The organism is Bacillus sp. FSL R7-0646, assembly GCF_037969865.1.
GTDB lineage: Bacteria > Bacillota > Bacilli > Bacillales > Bacillaceae > Bacillus > Bacillus licheniformis.
This window is the reverse complement of record NZ_CP150217.1, coordinates 3,129,393-3,153,579: the sequence shown is the minus strand read 5'-3', so window position 1 is coordinate 3,153,579 and position 24,187 is coordinate 3,129,393. Positions and strand designations below refer to the sequence as shown.

At 45.2% G+C, this 24,187-nt stretch carries 23 protein-coding genes and 1 tRNA gene; 18 read left to right on the top strand and 6 right to left on the bottom strand.

The features are described from left to right. The first annotated feature begins 76 nt into the window (after nucleotides 1-76). The 3 genes from MKY62_RS16425 (at nucleotide 77) to MKY62_RS16415 (ending at nucleotide 4,835) form a co-directional block, all read left to right on the top strand. On the top strand, nucleotides 77-2,062 hold the full coding sequence (locus MKY62_RS16425) for a methyl-accepting chemotaxis protein (RefSeq protein WP_003184749.1): 1,986 nt from the start codon (nucleotides 77-79) through the stop codon (nucleotides 2,060-2,062). 133 nt (nucleotides 2,063-2,195) lie between these two features. Continuing rightward, entirely contained in the window at nucleotides 2,196-4,178 is a 1,983-nt protein-coding gene (locus MKY62_RS16420; protein ID WP_003184747.1) for a methyl-accepting chemotaxis protein, read from the top strand. Nucleotides 4,179-4,310: 132 nt separating this feature from the next. Further along, on the top strand, nucleotides 4,311-4,835 hold the full coding sequence (locus MKY62_RS16415) for a type 1 glutamine amidotransferase domain-containing protein (protein ID WP_003184745.1): 525 nt from the start codon (nucleotides 4,311-4,313) through the stop codon (nucleotides 4,833-4,835). A gap of 44 nt (nucleotides 4,836-4,879) precedes the next feature. On the opposite strand, the gene MKY62_RS16410 is transcribed toward MKY62_RS16415, so the two are convergent. Continuing rightward, a complete protein-coding gene (locus MKY62_RS16410; protein WP_003184743.1) occupies nucleotides 4,880-5,866 on the bottom strand; it encodes a Gfo/Idh/MocA family oxidoreductase in 987 nt (328 codons plus the stop codon). Nucleotides 5,867-6,077: 211 nt separating this feature from the next. Here MKY62_RS16410 and MKY62_RS16405 point away from each other — a divergent pair, with 211 nt between their 5' ends. The 3 genes from MKY62_RS16405 (at nucleotide 6,078) to MKY62_RS16395 (ending at nucleotide 9,078) form a co-directional block, all read left to right on the top strand. Then, nucleotides 6,078-7,223, top strand: a complete 1,146-nt coding sequence (locus MKY62_RS16405) for an AI-2E family transporter (RefSeq protein ID WP_003184738.1) — start codon at nucleotides 6,078-6,080, stop codon at nucleotides 7,221-7,223. Nucleotides 7,224-7,300: 77 nt separating this feature from the next. Continuing rightward, nucleotides 7,301-8,131 (top strand): undecaprenyl-diphosphate phosphatase, encoded by an 831-nt coding sequence (locus MKY62_RS16400; protein ID WP_003184736.1) that lies wholly within the window; start codon nucleotides 7,301-7,303, stop codon nucleotides 8,129-8,131. A gap of 131 nt (nucleotides 8,132-8,262) precedes the next feature. Continuing rightward, nucleotides 8,263-9,078, top strand: coding sequence for a metallophosphoesterase (locus tag MKY62_RS16395; RefSeq protein ID WP_003184734.1), 816 nt, complete (start codon nucleotides 8,263-8,265; stop codon nucleotides 9,076-9,078). Nucleotides 9,079-9,122: 44 nt separating this feature from the next. Here the strand turns inward: MKY62_RS16395 and MKY62_RS16390 are convergent, their stop codons facing one another. Further along, a complete protein-coding gene (locus tag MKY62_RS16390; RefSeq protein ID WP_003184731.1) occupies nucleotides 9,123-9,671 on the bottom strand; it encodes a hypothetical protein in 549 nt (182 codons plus the stop codon). A gap of 99 nt (nucleotides 9,672-9,770) precedes the next feature. Between MKY62_RS16390 and MKY62_RS16385 the strand changes: the two genes are divergently transcribed. Together MKY62_RS16385 and MKY62_RS16380 are read left to right on the top strand one after the other, a co-directional pair. Then, nucleotides 9,771-10,904, top strand: coding sequence for a glycosyl transferase (locus MKY62_RS16385; protein WP_003184730.1), 1,134 nt, complete (start codon nucleotides 9,771-9,773; stop codon nucleotides 10,902-10,904). A gap of 16 nt (nucleotides 10,905-10,920) precedes the next feature. Then, nucleotides 10,921-12,402, top strand: coding sequence for an alkaline phosphatase family protein (locus tag MKY62_RS16380; RefSeq protein ID WP_003184728.1), 1,482 nt, complete (start codon nucleotides 10,921-10,923; stop codon nucleotides 12,400-12,402). A gap of 20 nt (nucleotides 12,403-12,422) precedes the next feature. Here MKY62_RS16380 and MKY62_RS16375 read toward each other — a convergent pair whose 3' ends face one another. Together MKY62_RS16375 and MKY62_RS16370 are read right to left on the bottom strand one after the other, a co-directional pair. Beyond that, nucleotides 12,423-12,596 carry a hypothetical protein gene (locus tag MKY62_RS16375; RefSeq protein WP_003184726.1) on the bottom strand — a complete coding sequence of 58 codons (174 nt, stop codon included), beginning with the start codon at nucleotides 12,594-12,596 and terminating at the stop codon, nucleotides 12,423-12,425. Nucleotides 12,597-12,618: 22 nt separating this feature from the next. Beyond that, a complete protein-coding gene (locus tag MKY62_RS16370) occupies nucleotides 12,619-12,828 on the bottom strand; it encodes a zinc ribbon domain-containing protein (RefSeq protein ID WP_003184724.1) in 210 nt (69 codons plus the stop codon). A 293-nt stretch (nucleotides 12,829-13,121) separates the two neighbouring features. On the opposite strand from MKY62_RS16370, the gene MKY62_RS16365 reads away from it, so the two are divergent. From MKY62_RS16365 to MKY62_RS16330, 8 genes are all read left to right on the top strand, one after another. After that, nucleotides 13,122-13,481: a hypothetical protein gene (locus tag MKY62_RS16365; RefSeq protein WP_003184722.1), complete on the top strand. Its 360-nt coding sequence runs from the start codon at nucleotides 13,122-13,124 to the stop codon at nucleotides 13,479-13,481. An 18-nt stretch (nucleotides 13,482-13,499) separates the two neighbouring features. Continuing rightward, nucleotides 13,500-13,850 (top strand): WXG100 family type VII secretion target, encoded by a 351-nt coding sequence (locus MKY62_RS16360; RefSeq protein WP_003184720.1) that lies wholly within the window; start codon nucleotides 13,500-13,502, stop codon nucleotides 13,848-13,850. Between the two features lie 17 nt (nucleotides 13,851-13,867). Continuing rightward, on the top strand, nucleotides 13,868-14,575 hold the full coding sequence (locus MKY62_RS16355) for a DUF5081 family protein (RefSeq protein ID WP_003184719.1): 708 nt from the start codon (nucleotides 13,868-13,870) through the stop codon (nucleotides 14,573-14,575). After that, nucleotides 14,572-14,895 (top strand): hypothetical protein, encoded by a 324-nt coding sequence (locus MKY62_RS16350; RefSeq protein WP_003184717.1) that lies wholly within the window; start codon nucleotides 14,572-14,574, stop codon nucleotides 14,893-14,895. Before MKY62_RS16355 ends, MKY62_RS16350 begins: the two co-directional genes overlap by 4 nt. Before the next feature lie 19 nt (nucleotides 14,896-14,914). Next, a complete protein-coding gene (locus MKY62_RS16345) occupies nucleotides 14,915-16,588 on the top strand; it encodes a glycohydrolase toxin TNT-related protein (protein WP_003184715.1) in 1,674 nt (557 codons plus the stop codon). A 16-nt stretch (nucleotides 16,589-16,604) separates the two neighbouring features. Next, entirely contained in the window at nucleotides 16,605-17,240 is a 636-nt protein-coding gene (locus MKY62_RS16340; RefSeq protein WP_025807450.1) for a hypothetical protein, read from the top strand. A 226-nt stretch (nucleotides 17,241-17,466) separates the two neighbouring features. Then, nucleotides 17,467-18,453, top strand: coding sequence for an ADP-ribosylglycohydrolase family protein (locus MKY62_RS16335; protein WP_003184713.1), 987 nt, complete (start codon nucleotides 17,467-17,469; stop codon nucleotides 18,451-18,453). A gap of 114 nt (nucleotides 18,454-18,567) precedes the next feature. Continuing rightward, nucleotides 18,568-18,640: transfer RNA gene (locus tag MKY62_RS16330), tRNA-Ala, on the top strand. Nucleotides 18,641-18,713: 73 nt separating this feature from the next. Here the strand turns inward: MKY62_RS16330 and MKY62_RS16325 are convergent. After that, a complete protein-coding gene (locus MKY62_RS16325; RefSeq protein WP_016886467.1) occupies nucleotides 18,714-19,895 on the bottom strand; it encodes an oxalate decarboxylase family bicupin in 1,182 nt (393 codons plus the stop codon). 314 nt (nucleotides 19,896-20,209) lie between these two features. Here MKY62_RS16325 and alr point away from each other — a divergent pair, with 314 nt between their 5' ends. Together alr and MKY62_RS16315 are read left to right on the top strand one after the other, a co-directional pair. Further along, the gene (gene alr / locus MKY62_RS16320) at nucleotides 20,210-21,391 is read left to right on the top strand and encodes an alanine racemase (RefSeq protein WP_003184708.1); all 1,182 of its coding nucleotides are present in this window, start codon (nucleotides 20,210-20,212) and stop codon (nucleotides 21,389-21,391) included. Nucleotides 21,392-21,565: 174 nt separating this feature from the next. After that, nucleotides 21,566-22,483, top strand: coding sequence for a class I SAM-dependent methyltransferase (locus MKY62_RS16315; protein WP_003184707.1), 918 nt, complete (start codon nucleotides 21,566-21,568; stop codon nucleotides 22,481-22,483). 43 nt (nucleotides 22,484-22,526) lie between these two features. On the opposite strand, the gene MKY62_RS16310 is transcribed toward MKY62_RS16315, so the two are convergent. Next, the gene (locus tag MKY62_RS16310; RefSeq protein ID WP_003184705.1) at nucleotides 22,527-24,155 is read right to left on the bottom strand and encodes a sodium:solute symporter family protein; all 1,629 of its coding nucleotides are present in this window, start codon (nucleotides 24,153-24,155) and stop codon (nucleotides 22,527-22,529) included. Between the last annotated feature and the right edge of the window lie 32 nt (nucleotides 24,156-24,187).

Below are 24,187 nucleotides of genomic sequence, written 5' to 3'. Positions count from 1 at the left end.
AGTTTTTTAATATGCAAAAGTAAATGAAAGCTCCGATATTAGTTTCATAATCTAGAAGCTAAAGGAGTTATACTAAATGAAAAAGATATTGGACTGGCTTAAACGTCCGTCTATCTCAAAAAGGCTGTTTTTCAGCTTTATATTGGTTTTAACTTTGCCGATTTTGGCCTTATCCTATAGTGCGTACCAAACGGCGGGAAGCTCTCTTGAAACGGAAATCATGAGAAGCGCACGCGATAATGTCGAACAGCTGAATGAGATCATAGACCAGAATATCGGAGAGAAAGAGGAGGCCGTCTCCTTTTTCAGCGGCTTGGTAAATGAAAAGCTTTATCAAGAAAAAGAGAACGCATCACTCGTAGAAAGACTCGAGCAGTACGCCAAGCTGAATCAGGATGTGGAAGCGATCTACACAGGTTCAAAAGACGGCAAGTTCATCCGATATCCCGCCGAGAAAATGGCGAAAGGCTATAACCCGGCGGACAGGGACTGGTATAAGCAAGCCGTTGAAAATAAAGGAAAGGTGATCATCACAAACCCTTATAAAACAGCGTCAACCGGAACGATGGTCATTACGATTGCGAAGCAGACGGAGGACGGCTCAGGAGTTGTTGCCGTCAACATGAAAATCGATGAGCTTATCAAAGCGACAGAGCGCGTCAACATCGGAAAAAGCGGCTTTGCGTTTATTTCAAGCAATGACAAAAAATATGTTGCCCATCCGACAATCGAAGCCGGAACCGAAGGCAAAGGCGACTGGGTTGGACAAATGTACGGCAGTGAGAAAGGCGATTTTCAATATACATTTGAAGGAAAAGAAAAGAAAATGGCTTTTACGACGAACAAGCTGACCGGCTGGAAAATCGGCGGAACGATGTTCACAGATGAGATATCAGAGGCCGCCCAGCCCGTCTTCCACATGGCGATAATCATTTTGGCAGCGGCGATCGTGCTCGGCGGCATTCTCATCTACTTTATTATCCGCGGAATCAGCAAGCCGTTAAGCGAGCTCGTGTCATCCGCAAAGAGCATCAGCGGAGGCGATTTGACGCAAAAAATCGAAGTCCGTTCAAAAGACGAATTCGGTCAGCTCGGTACAAGCTTTAATGAAATGGCCGAATCGCTGAGATCTTTAATCAGCGTCATCCAATCATCAGTTGACAATGTAGCTTCTTCATCTGAAGAGCTTCATGCCAGCGCGGCGCAGACAAGCAAAGCGACTGAGCATATTACAATGGCCATTGAACAATTTTCCGACGGAAATGAAAGCCAGAAAGAAAAAGTGGAAGCGAGCTCGCATCAGCTGAATGAAATGAACAACGGGTTATATGACATGTCAAAAACATCAGCTGCGATTACCGATGCGTCGCTGAAATCGACTGAGATTGCCGGCAAAGGAGAAGAGCTTGTTCAAAAGACGGTCGGCCAAATGAACTCGATCGATCGGTCTGTCAAGCAAGCGGAAGCGGTCGTCAAAGGACTTGAAGCCAAATCCAAAGATATCACAAGCATTTTGCGCGTGATTAACGGAATCGCCGATCAAACGAATCTGCTGGCGCTCAATGCCGCGATCGAAGCGGCAAGGGCCGGGGAATCGGGCCGCGGCTTCTCGGTAGTGGCTGAAGAAGTCAGGAAGCTCGCCGCACAATCCGCCGACTCGGCGAAGGAAATTGAACATTTAATTCAGGAAATCGTCAAGGAGATCGACAACTCTTTGAACATGTTCAAATCGGTCAATCATGAAGTACAGTCAGGACTTCGAATCACCGATGAAACAGAGACAAGCTTCAAAACGATTTACGATATGACCAATGATATCGCAGGAAAGCTGCAGACCATGAATGCCGCTGTCGAGCAATTGACGCAAGGTTCCCGCCAAGTCGCGGGCGCGGTCGAAGAAATCGCTGATGTATCGAGAGAAAGTTCGGCAAGCATTCAGGACATCGCTGCTTCAGCCGAGGAGCAGCTTGCCTCCATGGAAGAGATCAGCGCCTCCTCCACGACATTGGCGGAGCTGGCTGAAGAACTGCGTGATTTGACACAGAAATTTAAGATTGAATAGCTTTAAAACATCCGGTTTTCCTCCGGATGTTTTTTTAGTTATTTTAGACTATAAAAAGTTATAAAATGCATATAAAAACTTTTAAAAGAATCCGATATTAGGGATATAACAGAAAAGAGGAGTCAACAATTCTATGTCAAAGATTGTCAATTGGGTGAAGCGTCCCTCCATTGCAAAGAAATTAATTCTTTCATTCTTGCTTATTTTAACCGTTCCAATCATCGTCCTTTCCTATAGTGCGTATCAAACGGCAAGCAGTACGCTTGACGGAGAAATCATGGACAATGCGCGCGAAAACGTTAACCAGCTGAATGAAATCATCAATCAGAATATCAGCCAGAAAACAAACGCCATGTCTTATTTCAGCGGGTTCATTAAAGAAAACTCTTTTACAGGGAAAGAAAGCGACGCTTTAAAAGTGAAATTCGAACAGTTCGCCAAGCTCCATCCCGATGTTGAAGGGATCTTTACCGGTTCAAAGGACGGGAAGTTCACCCGCTACCCGGATCAAAAGATGCCGAGCGGATATAATCCGGTAGAGCGGGACTGGTATAAAAAAGCCGCTGAACACAAGGGCGAAGTCGTTATCACAGACCCCTACAAAACGGCGTCAACCGGAACGGTGGTTATCACCATCGCCAAGATGCATGAGGACGGCTCCGGCGTTGTCGCCGTCAATATGAAAATCGAAGAGCTCATTAAAGCGACAGAACGCGTAACCATCGGGAAAAAAGGCTTTGCCTTTATCACGAGCGCTGATAAAAAGTTTGTCGCCCACCCGAAACATGATGCGGGCACAGATGTCGAAGGCAGCTGGGCGGAAAAGGTATATGCGAATGACAAAGGAACATTCAAATACACGCTTGACGGCGAAAAGCAGATGGCTTTCGCGACCAACAAGCTGACCGGCTGGAAAATCGGCGGAACCATGTATATCACTGAATTAAAAGAAGCCTCACAGCCTGTGCTGAATGCCGCTCTGATTACGTTGGGCGCCAGCATCATCATTGGCGTGCTTCTCATGATTCTCATCATCAGATCGATCACAGGGCCGCTCCGCGAACTCGTTTCCTCTGCGAAAAGCATCAGCGGCGGCGATCTGACGCAAAAAATCACTGTCCGCTCAAAAGATGAAATCGGACAGCTCGGAACAAGCTTCAACGATATGGCTGAATCGCTGAGCTCTTTAATCAGCGTCATTCAGACATCGGTTGAAAACGTTGCTTCTTCGTCAGAGCAGCTGACCGCGAGCGCGGATCAGACAAGCAAGGCGACAGAACATATTACATCTGCGATCGAACAATTTTCAAACGGAAATGAAAGCCAAAATGAGAAAGTGGAAATCAGTGCGCAGCAGCTGACTGACATGAACAGCCGATTGCATGAAATGTCCAAAGTCTCAGCATCGATTACAGAATCATCCATTCAATCGACGGACATTGCCGGTACAGGCGGAGAGCTTGTTCAAAAAACGGTCGGACAGATGAATTCCATCGATCATTCCGTTAAACAGGCGGAATCCGTCGTGAAAGGACTTGAGAGCAAATCAAAAGACATTACGGCGATCCTGCGGGTGATCAACGGCATCGCAGACCAGACGAATTTGCTCGCGTTGAACGCGGCAATTGAAGCAGCAAGAGCCGGTGAAGCCGGAAGAGGGTTTTCTGTAGTTGCCGAAGAAGTGCGCAAACTGGCTGAGCAATCCGCGTCATCGGCAAAAGAAATTGAAGCGCTCATTCAGGAAATCGTCAATGAAATCGGAAAGTCGCTGGACATGTTCCGGGACGTCAACCGTGAAGTACAGTCGGGACTCACCATCACAGATGAAACAGATACAAGCTTTAAGCAGATTTATGACATGACAAACGAAATCGCGGGCAAGCTGCAGACGATGAATGCGGCAGTTGAAGAGCTGTCAGAAGGGTCACAGCAAGTCGCGGGAGCGGTTGAAGAAATTGCAGACGTATCGCGTGAAAGCTCAGGAAGCATTCAAGACATTGCCGCTTCGGCTGAAGAACAGCTCGCTTCAATGGAGGAAATCAGTTCTTCTGCGGCTACGCTTGAACAAATGGCTGAAGAACTGCGCGATTTAACGAAAAAATTTAAGATTGACTAAACATCAGGCTTCCGCCGATCCGGCAGCCTTTTGCCCGGGAAAAGCATCTTTTTAAAGGAACGGGGAAGGGTATAAATAGGTTTAAACAGACTGTCATCTATCGTACACTGGTTGTACAGGAAAGGATCAATCATGCGACTGGAAGGCAAGAAAGTGATCGCGCTTGTCAGCGATGAATTCGAAGATTTAGAACTGTGGTATCCAGTTTTGAGGTTGAAGGAAGAAGGAGCGATCGTACATTTCATTGGTGAAAAAGCGGATCATGAATACAAGGGCAAATACGGAGTGCCCGCTGTCTCAGATTATGAGCTGAAAAGCGTGAACATTGAGGAATACGACGCCGTTCTGGTTCCGGGAGGCTGGGCGCCTGACAAGCTCAGAAGATATCCCGAGGTCCTGGAGATGATTCGGTGGTTCAACGAAAGGAAGAAGCCCATCGGACAAATCTGCCATGCCGGCTGGGTGCTGATTTCTGCAGGAATATTGGAAGGCAGGAAGGTTACAAGCACACCGGGGATTAAAGACGATATGGAAAATGCCGGAGCCATATGGGTGAATGAAGCAGCGGTCGTCGACGGCCATATCGTGTCAAGCCGCCGCCCGCCGGACCTGCCGATCTATGTCAAAGCCTTTGCCGATCTTTTGGCGCAGTCCTAAAACAGATGAGCCGCCCGTTCATTCGAGCCGGGGCGGCTCATTTGCTACATGTGATCAGCGGGGAAAACGAGACCGATCTGTTTGCGCGCTTCATCTATGACCGCCAATGTGTCTATAGAACGTTCAAACGTGTTAAGCGAAGACTCGATCCGCCCTTGTTTAATTAAATTGATGAATTCCTCTGTTTCATAAAACATGGCCGGTTTGTCATCAGGCAGCGTAAGATGTTCAACCCGACCGTCCCGATAGCGGATGTCGACTTGTTCGGGGCGGTGGATTTTATCGATGACGATAGAGCCTTCTTCTCCTTGAATTTCAGCCGGGATGAAGGAATTTGAGATTTTCGAGTGCATCAGTACGGCTTCGTGCTCCTTGTATTTTAACAGCACTGTTCCTTCACCGTCCGCCCCTGACTCAAGGATCAGCCCGTTCGCTTTGACTTCGAGGGGTTTGCCGAACAGGACGATCGCGGGATGAACGCCATAGACGCCGATATCCATCAAGGAACCGTTCGATAAAGCCGGATTAAATGCGTTTAAGACGGTTCCGTTTCGATAGGCGTCATAGCGGGAAGAGTATTGGCAGTAGCTGGCTGTAAAACGGCGGACTTTGCCGATTTTGTGCAGGTTGCGACTGATGTTTTTAAAATTCGGAAGAAACGTCGTTTTCATCGCTTCCATAAATGTTACGCGGTGTTCCTGCGCTGTTTTTACCATTTCTTCCGCTTCTTTGACATGGGACGCAAGCGGTTTTTCGCACAGGACGTGTTTTCCGCTTTTCATGAATGTAACTGCCTGATCTTTATGTAAAGAGTTGGGACTTGCGATATATACCGCATCAATAACATCGCTCTCAGCCATTTCTCCGATATCGGTAAAAACCGCCTCGGCTCCGTATTTCTGCGCGAATTCACGTCCGCGCTCTCCGGTCCTTGAATATACCGCGGTTAATTGAAAATCTTCGATCAAACGGGCCGCCCCAAGAAACCGGTCGGTAATCCAATTTGTTCCGACTACCCCGAACCGCATCATGCTATTTTCCCCTTTCGCTGTAGGATATGTTTATTATACAGTGTTTTCTTTTGCCGGCGAAAGACAAAAAGACGGAAACGCCGGCGTATATCTATATAACAATAAACGTTTTCAAGCGGAAAGAAAGACCAATAGCAATGGTTTTATTTTTAGTATGAGGAGTAATAGTGTACAATTTAATTTATAAAACCAACGTTAATGGAGGATCGCCATGGACTCTTTGCATATGTGGGGCGGCAGGTTTAAAAAGTTTTTTTTAGACAATAAATTCGTCCTGTTTCTGCTTATTCTGCTTTTGATCGGACTGAACATCCTTGTATTTACAAAAGCATCGTTTATTTTCACGCCTTTCATCGTTCTTGTGGAAACCATCGCTCTGCCTGTCGTGCTGACAGGTGTCGTTTATTATTTGTTAAATCCGATCGTTGATTTTCTAGAGCGGAAAAACGTGAAAAGAATTTATTCGATTCTTCTTCTCTACATTGTGATCATCGGTCTGATCACGATTTCGATCGTCTCTGTTATCCCGCTGTTAAGGGAACAGATCACAAGCCTTGTCGATAACTTCCCAAGGTATGTCCACATTGTGGAAGACCAAATTAAACAGCTGATCGGAAGCCAGTTCTTTAATCAGGTCCAGCAGACGATGAACATCAATCTGACCGATTTGGCAAGCAAATTATCCGATCAGGCTACCACCATTTTAAACAGTACGTTTACCGGTGTGGGAACGTTCATAGGCGCCGTGACAGAGGTCGTGATTTCGATTGTGACCGTGCCGTTTATCCTGTTTTACTTGTTGAAAGACGGCAAAAAACTGCCGCTGTTTATTCTAAAACTCATACCGGTCCGCCTGCGGGAGCAGACGTATGTGATGATGTCCGAGATGAATCACCGGCTGAGTTCGTATATCAGGGGGCAGATCATCGTCAGCTTCTGTATCGGCTGCCTGTTGTTTATCGGATATATGATCATCGGTCTTGATTATGCTTCTCTTTTGGCCCTTGTGGCGGCGTGTACGAGCATCGTTCCGTATCTCGGACCGACGATTGCGATTACGCCGGCAATCATCATCGCTTTGGTCACTTCTCCGTTTATGCTTGTGAAGCTGATCATCGTTTGGACTGTGGTGCAGCTGTTTGAAGGAAAATTTATTTCGCCGCAGATTATGGGAAAAAACCTGCACATCCATCCGGTAACAATCATCTTTGTGCTGCTGACGGCAGCCAAGCTGTTCGGCGTGATCGGCGTCATTCTCGCCATCCCCGGATACGCGGTCATCAAAGTGGTTGTCACGCATTTATTTGAATGGTTTAAACAGCGTTCACACCTTTACGAAAAAAACGAAGAAGTCTGAATCCCGCTTGCATAATCGGCTTTTAATATAAATAGTTTATTAGAGGACAAGTTTTAAGGAAGCGAAAGGAATGACATATGAACATTTGGGATATTATTGTCGCTATCATACTTGGAATTGTTGAAGGATTAACCGAATATGCCCCTGTATCGTCAACAGGGCATATGATTATTGTTGACGATGTCTGGCTGAAATCGAAAGAACTGCTTACGCCGGAGGCGGCGAATACCTTTAAAGTCGTGATTCAGCTCGGCTCCATCCTTGCCGTCGCCATCGTATTTAAAGACCGGATTCTCAATCTTTTAGGCATGAAGAAAAACATTACGGAAGAGCAGAAATCGGGAAACCGCCTTTCCATCGCCCAAATCGCTGTAGGCCTTGTTCCCGCCGCTGTGCTTGGATTTTTATTTGAAGACTATATTGATCAATACTTGTTTTCCGTCCGCACCGTTGCGGTCGGTCTCATCGCCGGTGCGGTGCTGATGCTCGCAGCCGACTGGATCAATCGGCGCAAGGATACGACAGATTCGGTTGATAGGATGACGTATAAGCAGGCGCTTGGCATGGGGCTGTTTCAATGTCTGGCGCTTTGGCCGGGCTTCTCGCGCTCGGGTTCGACGATTTCAGGCGGGGTTATTCTCGGCTTGAGCCACAGAGCGGCCGCTGATTTCACCTTCATCATGGCGATTCCGATCATGATGGGTGCAAGCCTGCTCTCTTTAATCAAAAACTGGGCATATTTGAGTGCAGACCTGTTGCCTTTCTTTATCGCAGGGTTTATCAGCGCTTTTATTGTCGCTCTTTTTGTCGTCCGTTTTTTCCTCCGGCTGATCAACAAGATCAAGCTGGTTCCGTTTGCCATCTATCGAATCGTTTTAGGGCTGCTTCTGTTCATTTTGTTTCTGTAAGAGTGAAAATGCGAACCGATTTCCGGCTGGAAATCGGTTTTGTTATGGGTGAAAAGAATGATATTCTATTATTTCCCACTGTAAAACCGCCTGCCAACTTACTATACTAGTAAGAGGGAGGAGATATTGAAATGTTTATTATCGCATGTTTATTGATTATCTTAGGCCTCATGCCTTTTTTATATAAAGCGAACCACAATACAAAAGATGTGAAAGTCAACACGATTTCGGTCGAGCGCGTGCAGGCTCCCGCTTTAAAGAAAAAGCTGAACATTCTTCATCTGTCCGATCTTCATTTAGAAAACATTTCGATTTCACCTGAACGGATTCTTGAACTTGCCAATAAAAAACGAGTGGATCTCATTGCTTTAACAGGAGATTTTCTTGATAGGAAGAGAAATATTCCAAAGCTTGCAAACTACTTAAAAGCTTTGAAAAAACTGAAGCCGGCATACGGGATGTACGCTGTATTCGGCAACCATGACTACCTATTGAAAGACGAACACTTTCGGAAGCTGAAACGTGTACTGGAAGATAACGGATGCATCACCCTACAGAACCAGCATGTCTCCATTGAAGTGGAAGGCGAGACACTCAACATTATCGGGATTGATGATTACAGCACGAAGCGAAGCGATATTGCCGGTTCATATAAAGGGCTTAAAGAGGGCTACAACCTTGTATTGACGCATGATCCGAACGTTGTGCTTGATATGCAGGAATTTCACTTTGACTATCTTCTTTCAGGACATTTTCACGGCGGTCAGATTCATTGGCCGAAGCCTTATCATCTCGTGAAGATGGGAAAGCTTGTGCGAATGAATATGATAAAAGGTCTTCACTACCATCATGACAAACCGTTTTATATCAGCGAGGGATTGGGTCAGACTGGGGCGAACATCCGAATCGGAAGCCGTCCGGAAATGACGTTCCACCACATTTCTTAAAAAGAAGAGGCTGTTGCATTTTTTTGCATCAGTCTCTTTTTTATTTATTTCTGCAGATAGGACTTGAACAATTTTTCTTTCGAAATAAACAAATATTGGGAAGGGGGGATTTTGCGAAGAGAAAATTGCTTTGTTGTTAAATATAAGATCGGTATCTGCGTCAGCTTCTTGAACACTCTGTAAAACTGGTTCGCAGGCTCAACCGCTTCAAAACCGAGCCTCTCAACTCCTTTATGCAGCGTAGTGATGCCGATGATGCCTTTAATTTGGTCTGACCGGTGATGATTTTTGATATATTCGGCCAAGATCGGCATTGAAAAATACGCTTTTTGATAAATGAGAATGCCTCTTCTGACAGCGCTCTCAATATTTTGAAGCTCCTTGATCAGCTTAATATTGTGCAGATGAATTTTGATCAGAACATCGTTTTTCTTAATAACCGTCCCATCGCTTAACACCACATCGATCCCTTTGTACTTTGTTAGACGGACGCGAAAAATGCTCGTTTTCGTTTGGTCAATGAGTGTCAGTCTTGAAAAAAAATAATAAAACGGGTCAATTACACTCCAAATTGACAAAAAACAGTTTCTCAAGTCGTCACTTTCCTTTCCTGAAAAAATACACTTATATTTTGGCTGGATATTTGAAAAATATAAATGGAAAACATTTTTCTTCTGAAATGGAGGATGGAGATGACAAAGATTCTGATTTTCCCTTTTTTAAGCATTTCCACCGGTCATCATCACGTTGCCGATTCGCTGCAGACAGAACTGCTCCTCAAATCCCATCACTGTGAAAAAATCGACATTTTTTCACATGCTTATCGGCGGCTGGAAAAGGCCTCCTCTGCGGCATATTTGTCATGGATTCAGTATTTTCCGAAAGTCTACAGCTCGGTCTATCATCTCCTGGCGTGCGGGCGCCATGAAACGGCAAAGCGCCACCTCTTGTATGAGCTGATCTTTTTGAAAGGCATGCAGCAGATTATTGCAGAAAAAAAGCCTGATATCGTGTTCTGTACGCATGCATTGCCCTCCTATTTGCTGAACCGCTTAAAAGGCCAATTTCCCGACATGAAAGTGGCCAATGTATATACCGATTTTTTCGTCAACCGAATCTGGGGAAGAGAGAAGATTGATTATCATTTCGCGCCGATCAAAGACATCAAAGACCAGCTGATCGCAGAAGGCGTTGATGAAGAGAAAATTTTTCTGACCGGAATACCTGTGCACCGTTCCTATAAAACGGAGAGAAAGCCTGAGCAGGACGGGGACAAAAGAGCGTTTTGCAACATCCTCATAACCGGCGGAAGCATGGGGGTGGGCGGCATTTTTAAACTCGTGCGGGAACTGTCGCCGAACGGGGATGTCGCATACCAAATACTATGCGGAAAAAACCGAAAGCTCTACCGGTATGTTCGTGATTTAAACAATCCATATATTAAAGCGCTGCCTTATATCGAAAGCAAGACTGAAATGAACCGCTTATACGCGGAGGCGTCGGGCATTATTACGAAGCCCGGCGGCGTCACGATCAGCGAGTGCATTGAAAAACAGCTCCCTGTTTTCATCTATCATGCGCTGCCCGGACAGGAAGAGATGAATCTCGATATTCTGAAAAAGAAAAACCTTGTCATCGAACTGAATCAGCAAAAACAGCAGCCGATTGAACAGCAGCTGCTTTCCTTTTTCCGTTCGGATGAAGACATCAGGCGCTATCAAATGAGCGTCGATCAATATTTGCGCGAAAAATCGGACCGTGATTTCAGCGATATTTTAGACGGGATCATTCATAACCGGAGCGGTTTAGGGAATGCTCACGTATAAGGGAGGAGGAAGAACGATGTCTGAGAGCAGCAAGAAATCAGTCGTCATGTTGCTGATCGATTCATTAATGGATGAACCGCTCAAAGAAGCCGTGAAAAACGGACAGGCTCCTGGACTGCAATATTTACTGGAAAACGGGCGTTATGTGCCTGATATGATCAGCCCTTTTCCGACGATGTCTGTCAATGTCGACAGCACATTGCTTACAGGGGTGTACAGCGACCAGCACAAAGTGCCTGGCCTTGTGTGGTACAACGCGAAGGAAAAACGGATTATCAATTATGGCAGCCACATTCGAGAGCTTCTGAAATTAGGCATCAAACAATCCTCCAGAGACGTCTTTTACAATCTGAATCAGGTTCATTTAAGCCAACAGGTGAAGACGCTTCACGAAGAGCTTGATGAAAAAGGAATCGAAACGTGCTCGATCAATGCGCTCTTGCACAGGGGGAGCCGGGACGGCTATTTGCAGATTCCCTTTCTTTTTTCAATGATTTCCGGATTAAACCGGTCAGTCAAAATCAACGCATCCCAGCTGTTTTCGTACGGCGGTTTTTCCAAAGTGAATCCGGCCAACCGCTCGCTTTTCAAAAAATTCGGTTTTAACGACCGATTTTCAACCAATGAATTGGTCTATCTGATTCAAACAAACAAAGTACCGCCTCTTGCGCTCGTCTATTTTCCCGATCTCGACCAGCACGTGCATAAACACGGGAGGAACGACGCAGCGGGGGTGGCGAAAGCCGACCGGCATGTTCAAAGGATTTTAGACAGTTTTTCGTCATGGGAAGCCGCTTTAAAGGATCACATTTGGATCGTGATGGGGGACAACGGACAGGCCTGGATCAGCGGCAATAAAAAAGAAGCATTGATTGATTTGAGAAGCCTTTTGGACGCCTTTCGCATTGTGAAATTAAAGAAAGGTGTGACGGCCGATGACGACATCGTTCTTGCAGTTAACGAAAGAATGGCGTTCATCTATTCGCTCGATAAAGCGAAGCTTCCGCTCAAGAGGATAGCGGACATTCTGCAAAAGGACGAACGGATCGACATCATCTGCTGGAAAAATGAAGCGGATTCAATTGAGGCCGTTTCGGGGGAGCAGCACGGGAAGCTCACATTTCGGCCGGGAGGCAAATGCACGGACGAATTTGGACAAACGTGGACGCTGGAAGGGGATTTACATATTCTCGATTTGACGGTTGAGCAGAACAGCCTGACATACGGAAAATTTCCTGATGCGCTGGCCAGACTGTACGCTTCATTTTTTTCTCATGAAGGCGATTATTTGATCGCCAATGCAAAGCCCGGATACGAATTTATCGGCGAAGGGTCGCCGACGCACGTCGGAGGAGCCAGCCACGGTGCACTGCATAAGCAGGACACCCTCGTCTCCATGATCATCACCGGAACCGATACAATGCCGGCATACAATCGTCTTGTCGATATAAAAGAATGGATCCTCGATTTAGTCAAATCACGGGGAGCGGGGGAATGACTAAAGCCCCCTCCCCGCCATTATGACGGTTGTCTGATGCCTTTGACAAATGCTGCAAGCGCCGAAGCGATCATCACAAAAAGTGAAACTGCCTTTATGATTGTTTGTAAGAGCGCATGTTCTACGACAATGTTGGAGTGCACACATAATGCCAAAATAAATATGGCAATCAATGAACCGTATTTTTCCCCCATAACCGTTTCTCCTTTCGAGCCGTCATCCTCCAAAGAACAGGTCGAGAATGTTTCCGGCGGTTGAAGATTGTTTATTGTACAGCTCTGAATACCCGCAGTTTTTGCAATAAACGACGAGAAAACGGTTATGCTGCACATCGAACAATTTTGACAGGCCGGTGCCGGTCGTCGCGATTTCTTTTTGCCCCGCATCTGTGCTTCCGCACTTGATACATCCTTTATGTTCACGCATGGCGCTTCTCCTTTCGCGATGTAAAATCCAACCAAGTTCATTATAATGGAATGTTCTTCAAAAGAAAATATTTCTCAGGAAATGATCGGCCGGAAAACAAGGAAAATCAGACTGGATCTTTTTGCTTATAAAAGATCCTTATCGACTGGTAATTTTATTTTTGTGCCGCGGAAAACAATTCTTTTAACCTATTCATTCGTCTGGGACCATCCTGTAAGATAAACCTATTACAATATCATCCACTAGAGGAAAATAGTTTTTATTGACTAGGATAAACGAAAGGGGAAGCTGCTTTGAGCGAAGGTTTTTGGGATTCAGTAGGCAACTTTTTACACATATCCTACACGGAAAATGAACGAAAACGCGATGAGTATAAAAATTTATACGACTATTTATCTGATAAAGAAAGCGATGTCAAGACGAAATTAGCAGAAATTGATGCAAGTTTGAAGGCTTACCACAGCAATCTCCCGGACTTGAAAATCCCTTCACACGAATTTGAGGATACCCGCCATGAAAAGGATGCCAAGCTGAAGGAATTGGTCAAGCATTTTAAAGATATGGTCGATGACATCCAAAGCGCCAAGACGAAGGCGAAAAGCAAGTGGGAGTATTATAAAGCAAAAGCTGAAGCTGAAGAGAAAAAGGCGTAGAGGAGGAACAGCCGAGTCATGGACGGATATGGATACTACAACTATCAAGCGGCGAATCCGAAAGTAAGCGGAGAGACTGTGAAAATTTCACACAATGGAACAATAAAAGCGCATTCCCATGCGAAAGCGATCGAAAAACATGTCGGCGATTCGCTCAAAAAAGCAAAGGAATTGAAAGCGTACGTCGAAAGCGGCAAATGGAGCGGGAAAACCCGCGACGCATTTTTAAGCTACCTTGAGCTGATTATTGAATTGAATGCCGATATGAAAGACGCCTTGAAAGAGCATACCGCTGCATTAGATGCGCTGGAAAAACACATCGACGGTTTTTCGCAGCTCAGTGAAGTGCAGGAAATCAAAAACTTATAACAGGGAAGGAGAATGACATGCAGGTGAAAGCAGATACGCTGTCGGCGGCAGAACTGTATGTTTTAGCAGGAGCAGCCGGAGTTTCCTACATATTCGGTCTTCCGGAACGCGAACAGCTGGCCTTGGTCGAGCCGGATTGTGCAATAAAAGCAAAGGACAGCCTGATTGAAAAAGGCATTCTTTTAAAGGAAGGCAAGCTGACCAAGACCGCTTTTTTTCTGATTAAGCTGCTGCAACATTACCAAGAAAGCGGAGAATACGTGCGCTTTAATAACGTGATGTGCGCATTTCTGCCGGACGACGAGGAGCGCGTTATCGCCCTGACTGAAATAAGCCCGGGCAAAGGGTACACATTAGATTATGTGGAAAAGCGCGAAGTTTATTTATCGCTCATTTCAAAGGTGTCATTTTTAGTAAGGGAGCCGCGTGATCAAGACCGCGCCTTTTTGACAAAACCGATGAGCGCCGCTGAAAAAGCGGAAGTCAGGGCAATGAATCTTGATGAAAAAGAAGTTCTTGCTGTGGAAACGTTCAAGCTAGCCTCACAGCAAAAACCGGCAGACCCCGGCTTCCAGACGACAACACTTTACTTTACAAAAGGCGAAGACTTCATCTCGGTTGATCCTTTAAATGATCGATATGAATGGATCAGCCTTTATATCATGAACAACCGGATCTATGATGCACTGCAGATCAATTTCAGAGCAGGGAGGGCGATGATATGAATGCAGAAGGCGGAGCAGGAGGCGGCGGTACAAACATCCATCTCGAGTTTGAAGAAATGATCACCATTTCCAATAAGCTGAAAAGCATCTGCGATATTTATACAGAAGGGGTTCAGAAGGAAATCAAAAACCTCTCAGAATCCGATTTTTATAAAGCCGGACAAGCATCAAAAGCGATTGAAAGCTACGCGGATATTCTCGGAAAGACGATGGAGCTGTTTGATAATTACTGTATAGCTTCCCACATTGTCAGTTATGCGATGGAGAAAATGTATGAAACAGATAAAGAGCTCCAAAAACTCTACAAGATTCAGAAATAGAAATGAGGCGATCATCTAAATGGATGTGAAATACGTACCGGAAGAATGGCAGGGCATGAAAGACGGTCTTGATGCGCTGACGGGCGGCCAATACGGCGGCGGTATGAAATCCGGCCTTATAAAACTCAATGATCTCTTGGAAGATATCGAATCCAAAATCAAAGACAAGGACAGCGACAGGTCGATCAGCTTTACCCACACCAGCAAAAAAAGCAAGATCGAGGAACTGTTTAAGGATTATCAAAAGCTGGCCGACTTTTGCCTGAAAGCCGGCAGTTTGGTGGCAGACCACATTGACAGCCCTTTTTATAAAAAAATAGACGCGTTCGCCGAAAAAATGCGCGGACTGACCATACATAATTACACCACCGTAAACCGGATCGGCTCCAAGGAAACCACTTACGTCGGATACGGCATGTCCAAGCAAGCGGTTGAAACCGACAAAGCGAAAGTGAGCGTAAATGATATCTTCAAAGACTCGGAATCGTTTGATCACGTACTGAGCAAAGAATTTGAAGAATTCCAGATCAACCACCCCGACATTGAGTTATCGTATGAAGAATACACGAAAGCGATTGCCTCTTCCCGCGGATTTGAATACGAATCAATCGGCGATGTCCAAAAGAATCAGGAATTATGGCGGGATCTTCTGGCCGGAGCAGGCATTATCGTGCTCACCATCTTTTGCGCACCGGCAGGTCTCACGGTGGCCGTCGCCTACGGAGGAGCCAATATCGCGAGCGCGGCAACAGGAAAAGACTGGATGACGCAGCGGGAGTTAAACACAGGCGAAAGGTTTGAAAGAGGCGTGTTCGGCGCCCTTGACATCATCCCAGGCGCTGCCGCGGCGAAAGGCTCATTTAAAAGCGCAGCCACAATCGGCCAAATTTCAAGCAAAACAGAACATATGGTACAATCTCTTAAAGACAGCAAAAACATCTGGGCGAACCGCATGAAGGTGAATGGGCTGAAAGCTCAAGACCGGCTCAACGACGCAGGCTTCGCCATTAAAAAACAATTCGCCAAAAGCGCCGACGCTTTGAGCGATATTGCCCGCGGTGCGGAAGCAGGAGCAGGCGGCACCCTCGTCCGAAAAGGGTCCAATTACTCCGCCCACGTCAACGACGCCCATAAGGCTTCGAAAACGAAGATGCAGGATTCGATTCAGCGGGTTGAGAAGGAGATTGAGGCTGGATCCAGCAAAGCTGTTAAAGAAATAAGTAAAGCAGATAAGGCAAAACTGGAAGGCTGGTCTTATCCTCCAAGTGAAGAAAAATATTTAAAATACAAAGAGGTTTATGATAATCCCAAATACTATAATCAAGAGACTGGAGACATCAATTGGCCGCCAAATAACGGATTTGATGGTGAGCCTGTGAAAATGAAACTAGAACAAGGAACCATTATTGATAGATATGGAGGCCCGAATGGAACCTTTGTTTCTCCAGCGGGGATTCCATACGAACAAAGGGCTTTAGCTTTACATAGTGATGATGCACCTTATCATAAATACAAAATATTAATAGAATTTGAAGTCGAAGGTGGGAAAATTGCTCCTTGGTTTGATAGGCCTGGAGGAGGCATTCAATACTTCACAGGAAATACAAAAATTAAGCATTTAGAAACGGGTGAATTGTTCGAAGCTACCGTCGAAAATTTATTGAAATTAGGTTATATAAGGGAAATTAAATAAAAGGGGTGGACTTTTAGTGAATATTAATCAAACACATAAAATTTTGAATAAGTTGGGGAAATCAACTACTCTTGAAGATAGTTGCATTAAAGAGAATGTTGCTCCGTATGAAAATTTTTATATATTGAAGAAAGACAAAGATAAATGGGTTTATGGTTTGTTTATGGTTGAAAGACAAAATAATCCTTATTTGCAAATAACAAAAGAATTTGACAATGAAGTTGAAGGGGCAAAACACTTTTTATTGGATAGGTTATCTTCTTTTTATTTTTTAGAAAAGTTTCAGCTTTTTGTGATGGAACATGAAGAGTTGGATATAGGTGGACCTACATTCGATCAAAGTAAACTTTTTGAAGGCATGTATATATTAGGGATCCCTGCTTCTTTATTTGTTTTGGGACAATCACAAGTAAAAAATAGAGCGATTATGCTAGAGAAGAAAGACGAAACAAGTTCAATTGTCTCTTTTGTCAACGATAAAGGTAATGTGATTCAATCTACAGTAGCAATCCAAAATCAAAGAGCACTGTTTATTGCGTTCAAAAAAGTTTATTTGCTTTATCAATTTGAAAATGAAGTGAAAAACTTGTTGGAAACTGAAGGAATAGCAAATAATTTCTCTGAAGGAGACATAAATACTTTTCTTTCGTAGAATTTTTCATCGGTCACTATAACAGAGGGTTTTGTTTTAATTTAATATCTTTCTGAAAATGAAAAAGGAAACGACAAGTTAGATAGAATAGTTAGTGAATTTTTTAATAATTAATTAAATGGATTTTCTAAACCGAAATTTGAAAAATGAAGAGCAAAAAAACTAAAACGCATGGAAATCGATCTCCATGCGTTTTAAAGATTATCTAACAAAGCAGGTGTGCCAAATGAAAAGACGAACAATACCGTTTCAGTGGAACGAAGATAACCATTTATCTAACTTTAGAAAAAGACTGTACTCCACTATCATTGGCGGAATTATCGGTGATGCACTGGGCGTCCCTGTGGAATTTAAAGCCAGAAACTTAAATATAACTGGAATGACAGGGTACGGGACATATAATCAGCCGCCTGGAACATGGTCAGATGATACATCACTCACTTTGTGTTTAATGGAGAATCTGATCGAAGAAAAAGATGAGACCGAATTGATGAAAAAGTTTGCTGCGTATCGGGAAGGGTATTGGACTCCATACGGCAGCATGTTTGATATTGGCAGAGCCACTGATGATGCAATCGAGCGTTTCAAAAGGGGTGTTCCGATTGAACAATGCGGCGGAGCAACTGAGTTCGATAATGGAAACGGAGCGTTGATGAGAATATCTCCGTTGGCTTTTACACTATGGAACGAATCCGATTTTTCAAAAAGGCAAGCTGAGATCGAACGGTGGGCCTTTATTACACATCGTCATCCCCGATCAACGCTGGGATGCTTCATTTATATAGAATTTTTAATAAACTTATTTGATCATTCTCCTGAAGAGGCATATAAACAAGCTGTTCATTCTTGTCTGGAGAATTTGAGAGGAACCGAGTATGAAAATGAGTTTTCTGCGTATAAGAGGATACTTAATGATGACATTGCGAGAGTTAAAAGAGAAGACATTATGTCAGACGGCTATGTTGTGCACTCTTTAGAAGCGGCATTGTGGTGTTTCCTCAATTCAGACCGTTATTCTGATGCCGTATTGGAAGCAGTGAACCTAGGGGAAGACACAGATACAATTGCCTTTATTACAGGTACGATGGCTGGAATGTATGATCAAATGAAAAGCATCCCGGAAGAATGGATCGCTGCCTTGGCAAGGAAAGAAGACATTCTGGATTTGTCTGAAAGGTTCATTCAGTTCTGCTTTGAAAAATCGGAGCGATAGATTGTCTATGTGAAAAAGAAAATGGCCGGCTGACAGAGCATTTTCTTTTTCACATCAAAAACCACTTGCTTTTCTCCAAAATTCCATCTATAATAAATCATGTCTCAAATATACGGGGCATTAGCTCAGCTGGGAGAGCGCTACACTGGCAGTGTAGAGGTCAGCGGTTCGAGCCCGCTATGCTCCATCTTTAAAACCCTTGATCATTCAAGGGTTTTTTTGTTGCCTTTTTTCGCGAGCCATTTTCCTAGGTTTATGGCCTAGCTGTCCGTACGGTATTTGACGACTGGCCATTTTTCTTTTCGCAGAGCGTTCATCAGCTCAGGGCCTGCATGCAAATGCTCTTCAACCAGTTCTCTCGGAGTCAGCGCCATCCACTGATTTAATGAAATGTCTGCGAAGCGGCTGCTTTTGAATATTTCTAAAAACCACAGGCTTTCGCTGCCTGTATTTTGAATGTAATGTCCCATGGCAAACGGGACATATCCGACATCCCCCGCCCGGTAATTAAAGGTCCGGGCAGTCCCGTTTGCGGCGAATACTGTCATTCGCCCGGTCCCTGAGATATAGTACTGCCATTCATCGTTGTTCGGGTGCCAATGCATTTCCCTCATTCCGCCGGGCTTGACTTCGACAAGCGCGGCGGCGATCGCTGTCGAAATCGGAAAGTTTGAAGAATCAACAATTCGCACCGTTCCGCCGGGTGTTACAATAGGCTTTTGTGCAAACAGCCTGTATGCGAAGCTTTTTGGTACGGTTCCATACGGGTCCGGCACTTTTTGGTTTTCGAGCGGTCCCGGCGCTTTTGCTTGGAAGATGTACCGCTGTTTGTCGGGGATGCGGGCGAAGGCGCTTTCGTGTACACCGAAATTCGCGGCCAGAACATCTTTCGGTGTGTGTGCGAACCAATCGGTAATCGTGAAGGTATCGAACTCGGAGAAGTTCCCGTCATCAAAAACGAGGAGAAATTCGCAGCCATCCTCAAGCCCTTGAATCGAGTGCGGTATTCCGGCGGGAAAGAACCACAAATCTCCGGGGCCGACATCGGCGATAAAGTTTCGGCCGTCCTGATCGACGGCGGTAATGCGCGCATGGCCCAAAATCATGTAAGCCCATTCCGATTGCTTATGCCAATGCAACTCGCGAACCCCGCCTGGCGTCAGCCGCATATTGACGCCGGCAATCGTCGTTGATACCGGCAGTTCCCGGGCTGTTATTTCACGGGACCAGCCGCCATGATTTAACTGCATATGTGTGTCTGAAAAAGAAAACTTTAAATTAGGGATTGCTCCGGCATCTGTTTTTGGAGGAACGAACATGTCGGGATTCTCTAAATCCCGCATCACGTCGCGGGGGCCAAAATCGGTCGCGCCCGCACCATCGTTTCTTATTGGATGCGGCACGTGATTGTACCAAGCTGGAGTCCCGGCTGTTCTTTTCATGCGGAAAGCTCCCTTCACAGGTCGTGTATACCGAAATTTATGACAGGGACGCTTAAAATATATCAAATCGGAGCCTTATTAAGACACTTTTAAAAAACTAGATGGACAGATTTGCATTTCCTTTGGCAGCAGAAGGAAACCTTCGATTTAAAGTCTGCACGGCACGGGCTCCTGCTGTTTGCCTTCCACCGCTAACGATTACTGGCTGAATGATTTCGCCCGAAGCTGAATAAGAATGAGATAGAAAGCATCCGGGCAATTTTCGAACGGCTACATGAAATGAATACTATGGGACAAGAAAGAAGGGAGCGTTGATGAAAAAGCTTTGCCGTGAAGTTTGGGTAGAGGTAAATCTTGATGCGATCAAAAAAAATTTGCGCGCGTTTCGGCGGCATATTCCGAAAAAGAGCAAAATTATGGCTGTCGTAAAAGCGAATGCTTATGGTCACGGATCGGTGGAAGTTGCACGCCATGCACTTGAACATGGTGCGAGTGAGCTCGCCGTTGCCTCGGTGGAGGAAGCGGTCGTTTTACGAAAAGCGGGGATTAAAGCGCCGATCCTTGTGCTTGGTTTCACCCCGCTGAGCTGTGTGAAAGAAGCGGCAGCTTGGAATATATCGTTATCAGCTTTTCAAGTTGACTGGATTAAAGAAGCGAACGAGATATTGGAAAATGAAGCAGATCCTAACCGGCTGGCTGTTCATATCAATGTGGATACCGGCATGGGGCGTTTAGGTGTACGAACAAAGGAAAAGCTTTTAGCAATCGTGGAAGCGCTGACGGCAAGTGAAAACCTCGAATGGGAAGGAATTTTTACGCATTTTTCCACAGCTGACGAACCGGATACTGAGCTAACCATGATTCAACACGAAAAGTTTATCAGCTTTCTTCGCTTTCTGAAAGAACAAGGCTTTAAGCTGCCTACGGTGCATATGAACAATACGGCCGCGGCGATCGCTTTTCCGGAATTCAGCGCTGATATGATTCGCTTAGGCATCGGAATGTATGGATTATATCCTTCCGATTATATCAGGCAGCTTAATCTCGTTAAGCTTGTGCCTGCACTAAGCTTGAAGGCGCGAATCGCTTATGTGAAAACCATGTTGACTGAACCGCGGACGGTTAGTTATGGTGCTACATATGTTGCAGAGCGCGGGGAAGTCATTGCCACAATTCCGGTCGGCTATGCTGACGGCTATTCCCGTGAACTTTCCAACCGCGGTTTTATTCTTCATCGAGGAAGACGAGTGCCGGTGGCGGGAAGAGTAACAATGGATATGATAATGGTCAGTCTGGGAGAGGGTGAAGGTAAACAAGGAGAGGAAGTCGTGATTTACGGCCGGCAAAAGGGAGCAGAGATATCTGTTGATGAAATTGCGGAAATGCTTGATACGATCAACTATGAAGTGGTATCTACCATAAGCTGGCGCGTCCCTCGTTTTTATATAAGAGACGGCGAGATTTTTAAAAAGTCGACCCCGCTGTTATACGTGTAGTTTTCCCATACTCACAGGCCGTTTGCTCGATCATTGATCAAAATAAAAAAGAGCAATTTCTTGACAAAAAAATTTATTTATGCTATAATTTACTAATTAAATATTGGTGTGTATAATAGGATTCTCCTGGCCGGGAGAATCCTATTTTTTTGCGTTTATGAAGGAGTGTCCGACATGAAAAAAGATGAATCGAGTATAACGTCCCTTATTTCGGCTTTTGGCAGAGCTTATCACAGCCAGTATGATGAACCAAAAATCTTTGATGATAATCTGGCCAAATCGCTCATTTCCCAACAAGAATTTGCTGATATCAAAAACAGCTTCATTCAAGGCATACAGTTCTTCAACAAAGCTATAGCGGAAAAATACGAGGGAGACGATGAAGAAATATTAAGATGGATCACACAAGTTCAGCTCTCTCCGACGCCGCTCGCCCGTGCCGCTTATTGCGAAAGAGTGCTGCATCATGAGATTCGGCTTGGGACAGAACAATACGTGATTCTTGGGGCAGGGCTGGATACTTTCTGTTTTCGGAACCTAGAGTTAAAGGACAAAATTGATATCTTTGAAATTGACCACCCAGCGACACAGAAATTGAAAAAGGAAAAGCTGGACAAAGCCGGTTTTCACATCCCGGACCACCTTCATTTTATTCCTTTGGACTTTGCCAAGTCGTTTTCTTATCAAGAATTGGCTGATAAGGGTTTTCATTTTAACAAAAAAACGTTCTTCAGCTTTTTAGGCGTTTCTTACTACTTAACAAAGGAAGAAACCGAAAAACTGCTCGGGGAATTAATGGCTGACCTCCCTTCAGGCAGTTCGATCGTTTTCGATTATGCTGATGAAAACTTGTTTAAAGAGAAAGGCTTCTTCAACAGGGTGGAAAATATGGTAAAAATGGCAGCGGCAGGAGGAGAACCGATGAAATCATGCTATTCGTATCAGAAAATACAGCACATGCTGCAGCAATCCGGACTGCTCGTTTACGAGCATTTATCACCTTCAGATATTCAAGGGCGTTATTTTAAAAATCGAAAAGATGATCTGTCAGCCTTTGAAACGATTCATTACATTCATGCCGTAAAAAAATAAACATAAATCTAGAAAAACGCCCGGGGCCGGGCGTTTTTCCTATTTAAGCCGCGCGGTCGTCTTTCTGTTTTTCTTGGGGGAGTACAAGCTGTTTAGGAGGGCATTTGCGCTGCGTCAATTCGGACACAGCGAAGATCGTCATAAATGCTGTGACTGCAGCCAGCGTCCGGAAAGGAAAGAGGACCGTGCCGTCTTCAATCATCGGATACGGCAGAAGCGGCGGAATGCCGAATGCGGGTTCACCACCGCCGAGCCTCAGAATGACTGCAACTGCAAATCCAGCAATCGACCCGTAAAGATTTGCTCTTTTATAAAAGAGGGCCATTGTTAACTGGGGAAAAAGAATGCAATAAACTAAATCCGAAGCCAAATACCATAAAGTATAAACGCTTTTGACATTCAGCGCGATGACCGCTGCTCCCGCGCCGAACAAAATGATTGAGCGTTTGACGACTTTTTGCAGCTGTTTTTGGGTGGCCTTCGGCTTGATGAGCGGACGGTAAATATTCCATGCGGCCATTGATGATGCCGATAGAATCGATGAGTCCATGCTTGACATGACGGCTGCTGCGATTGCACCCAAGCCGAGGCCTGCGATGATTCCTGGCGTCAAATACGCAAGCGTTTGCGGCAAAATCATCGCCGGGTTATCCGGAGCGCTCGCTCCGAACAGGCTCCAATCGGTACTGTTTCCGGCAGCTCCGATGATTACGCACGGAATGGCGGCAATGATGCAGATCACTCCGGCAATTATCGACTGCCACATGGCGGCGCTTTCCGATTTTGCCGAAAGAACGCGCTGAAAGTACACCTGCCATGCGATACCTCCGAAAATTAAGAGGAGCGCATTATCCCACCAGTTCCAAAACAGGTTTCCCCAATCCGGGTTTTTCCAGCCGTCCAACGGTGGAAGCAGATTGGCGCTGCTGCCGAAATCGTGCCTGTAATTTGCCCATACGCTATCGAGAGCACCGACATTCGACAATACAAATGGGACGACTAAAAACAGCCCGAGCAAAATGACAATCATTTGAAAGACATCTGTGAAAGCAACTGCCCACATGCCTCCGGCCACCGTATAAGCGATGGCGATCATCGCCGAAAGAATAATCGACGTTTGGAAATCGATATTCAGAATCATTCCGAAAGTCGTGCCCAATGCCGTTAAGATCGCGGCGCTCCAAAACAATTCTCCTAACAGCGCCGGTATATATAAAACGCCGGCCATCCGCTTACCGAAGCGCTGTTCGAGAGGATCGATAATGGTCATAAATTGATGACGGCGCATTTTTCTGGCGAAGAAAATACCGCCGATAATCAGGCTCAATGCGTAGCCCCAAGGCGCTTGGGCCCAGATGAGGCCGTCGCTGTAAGTCGATTCGGCCGTTCCGTTAATATATCCGCCGCCGACCCATGTTGCGGCCATCGTCACCATTCCGACGAAAAACGGCATGCTCCTTTTTGCCACGATCATATCGGAAAAAGAATTTGATTTCTTTGCTGCGTAAAAAGCGCCTAAATAATAGGTGAAAGCAAAGAATATCATCATGGAGATAAAGCCGCCCCAATGAATGTCCGCATTCGAAATGCCGATATACGCGAGTATGCCTCCCGCAAACAGCGCAAAAATACCTAATTTGATCCAGTTTTTTTTCTTCTCAGCATAATTCATGTATGCACATCGCCTCCGAAAATATTTTTTGA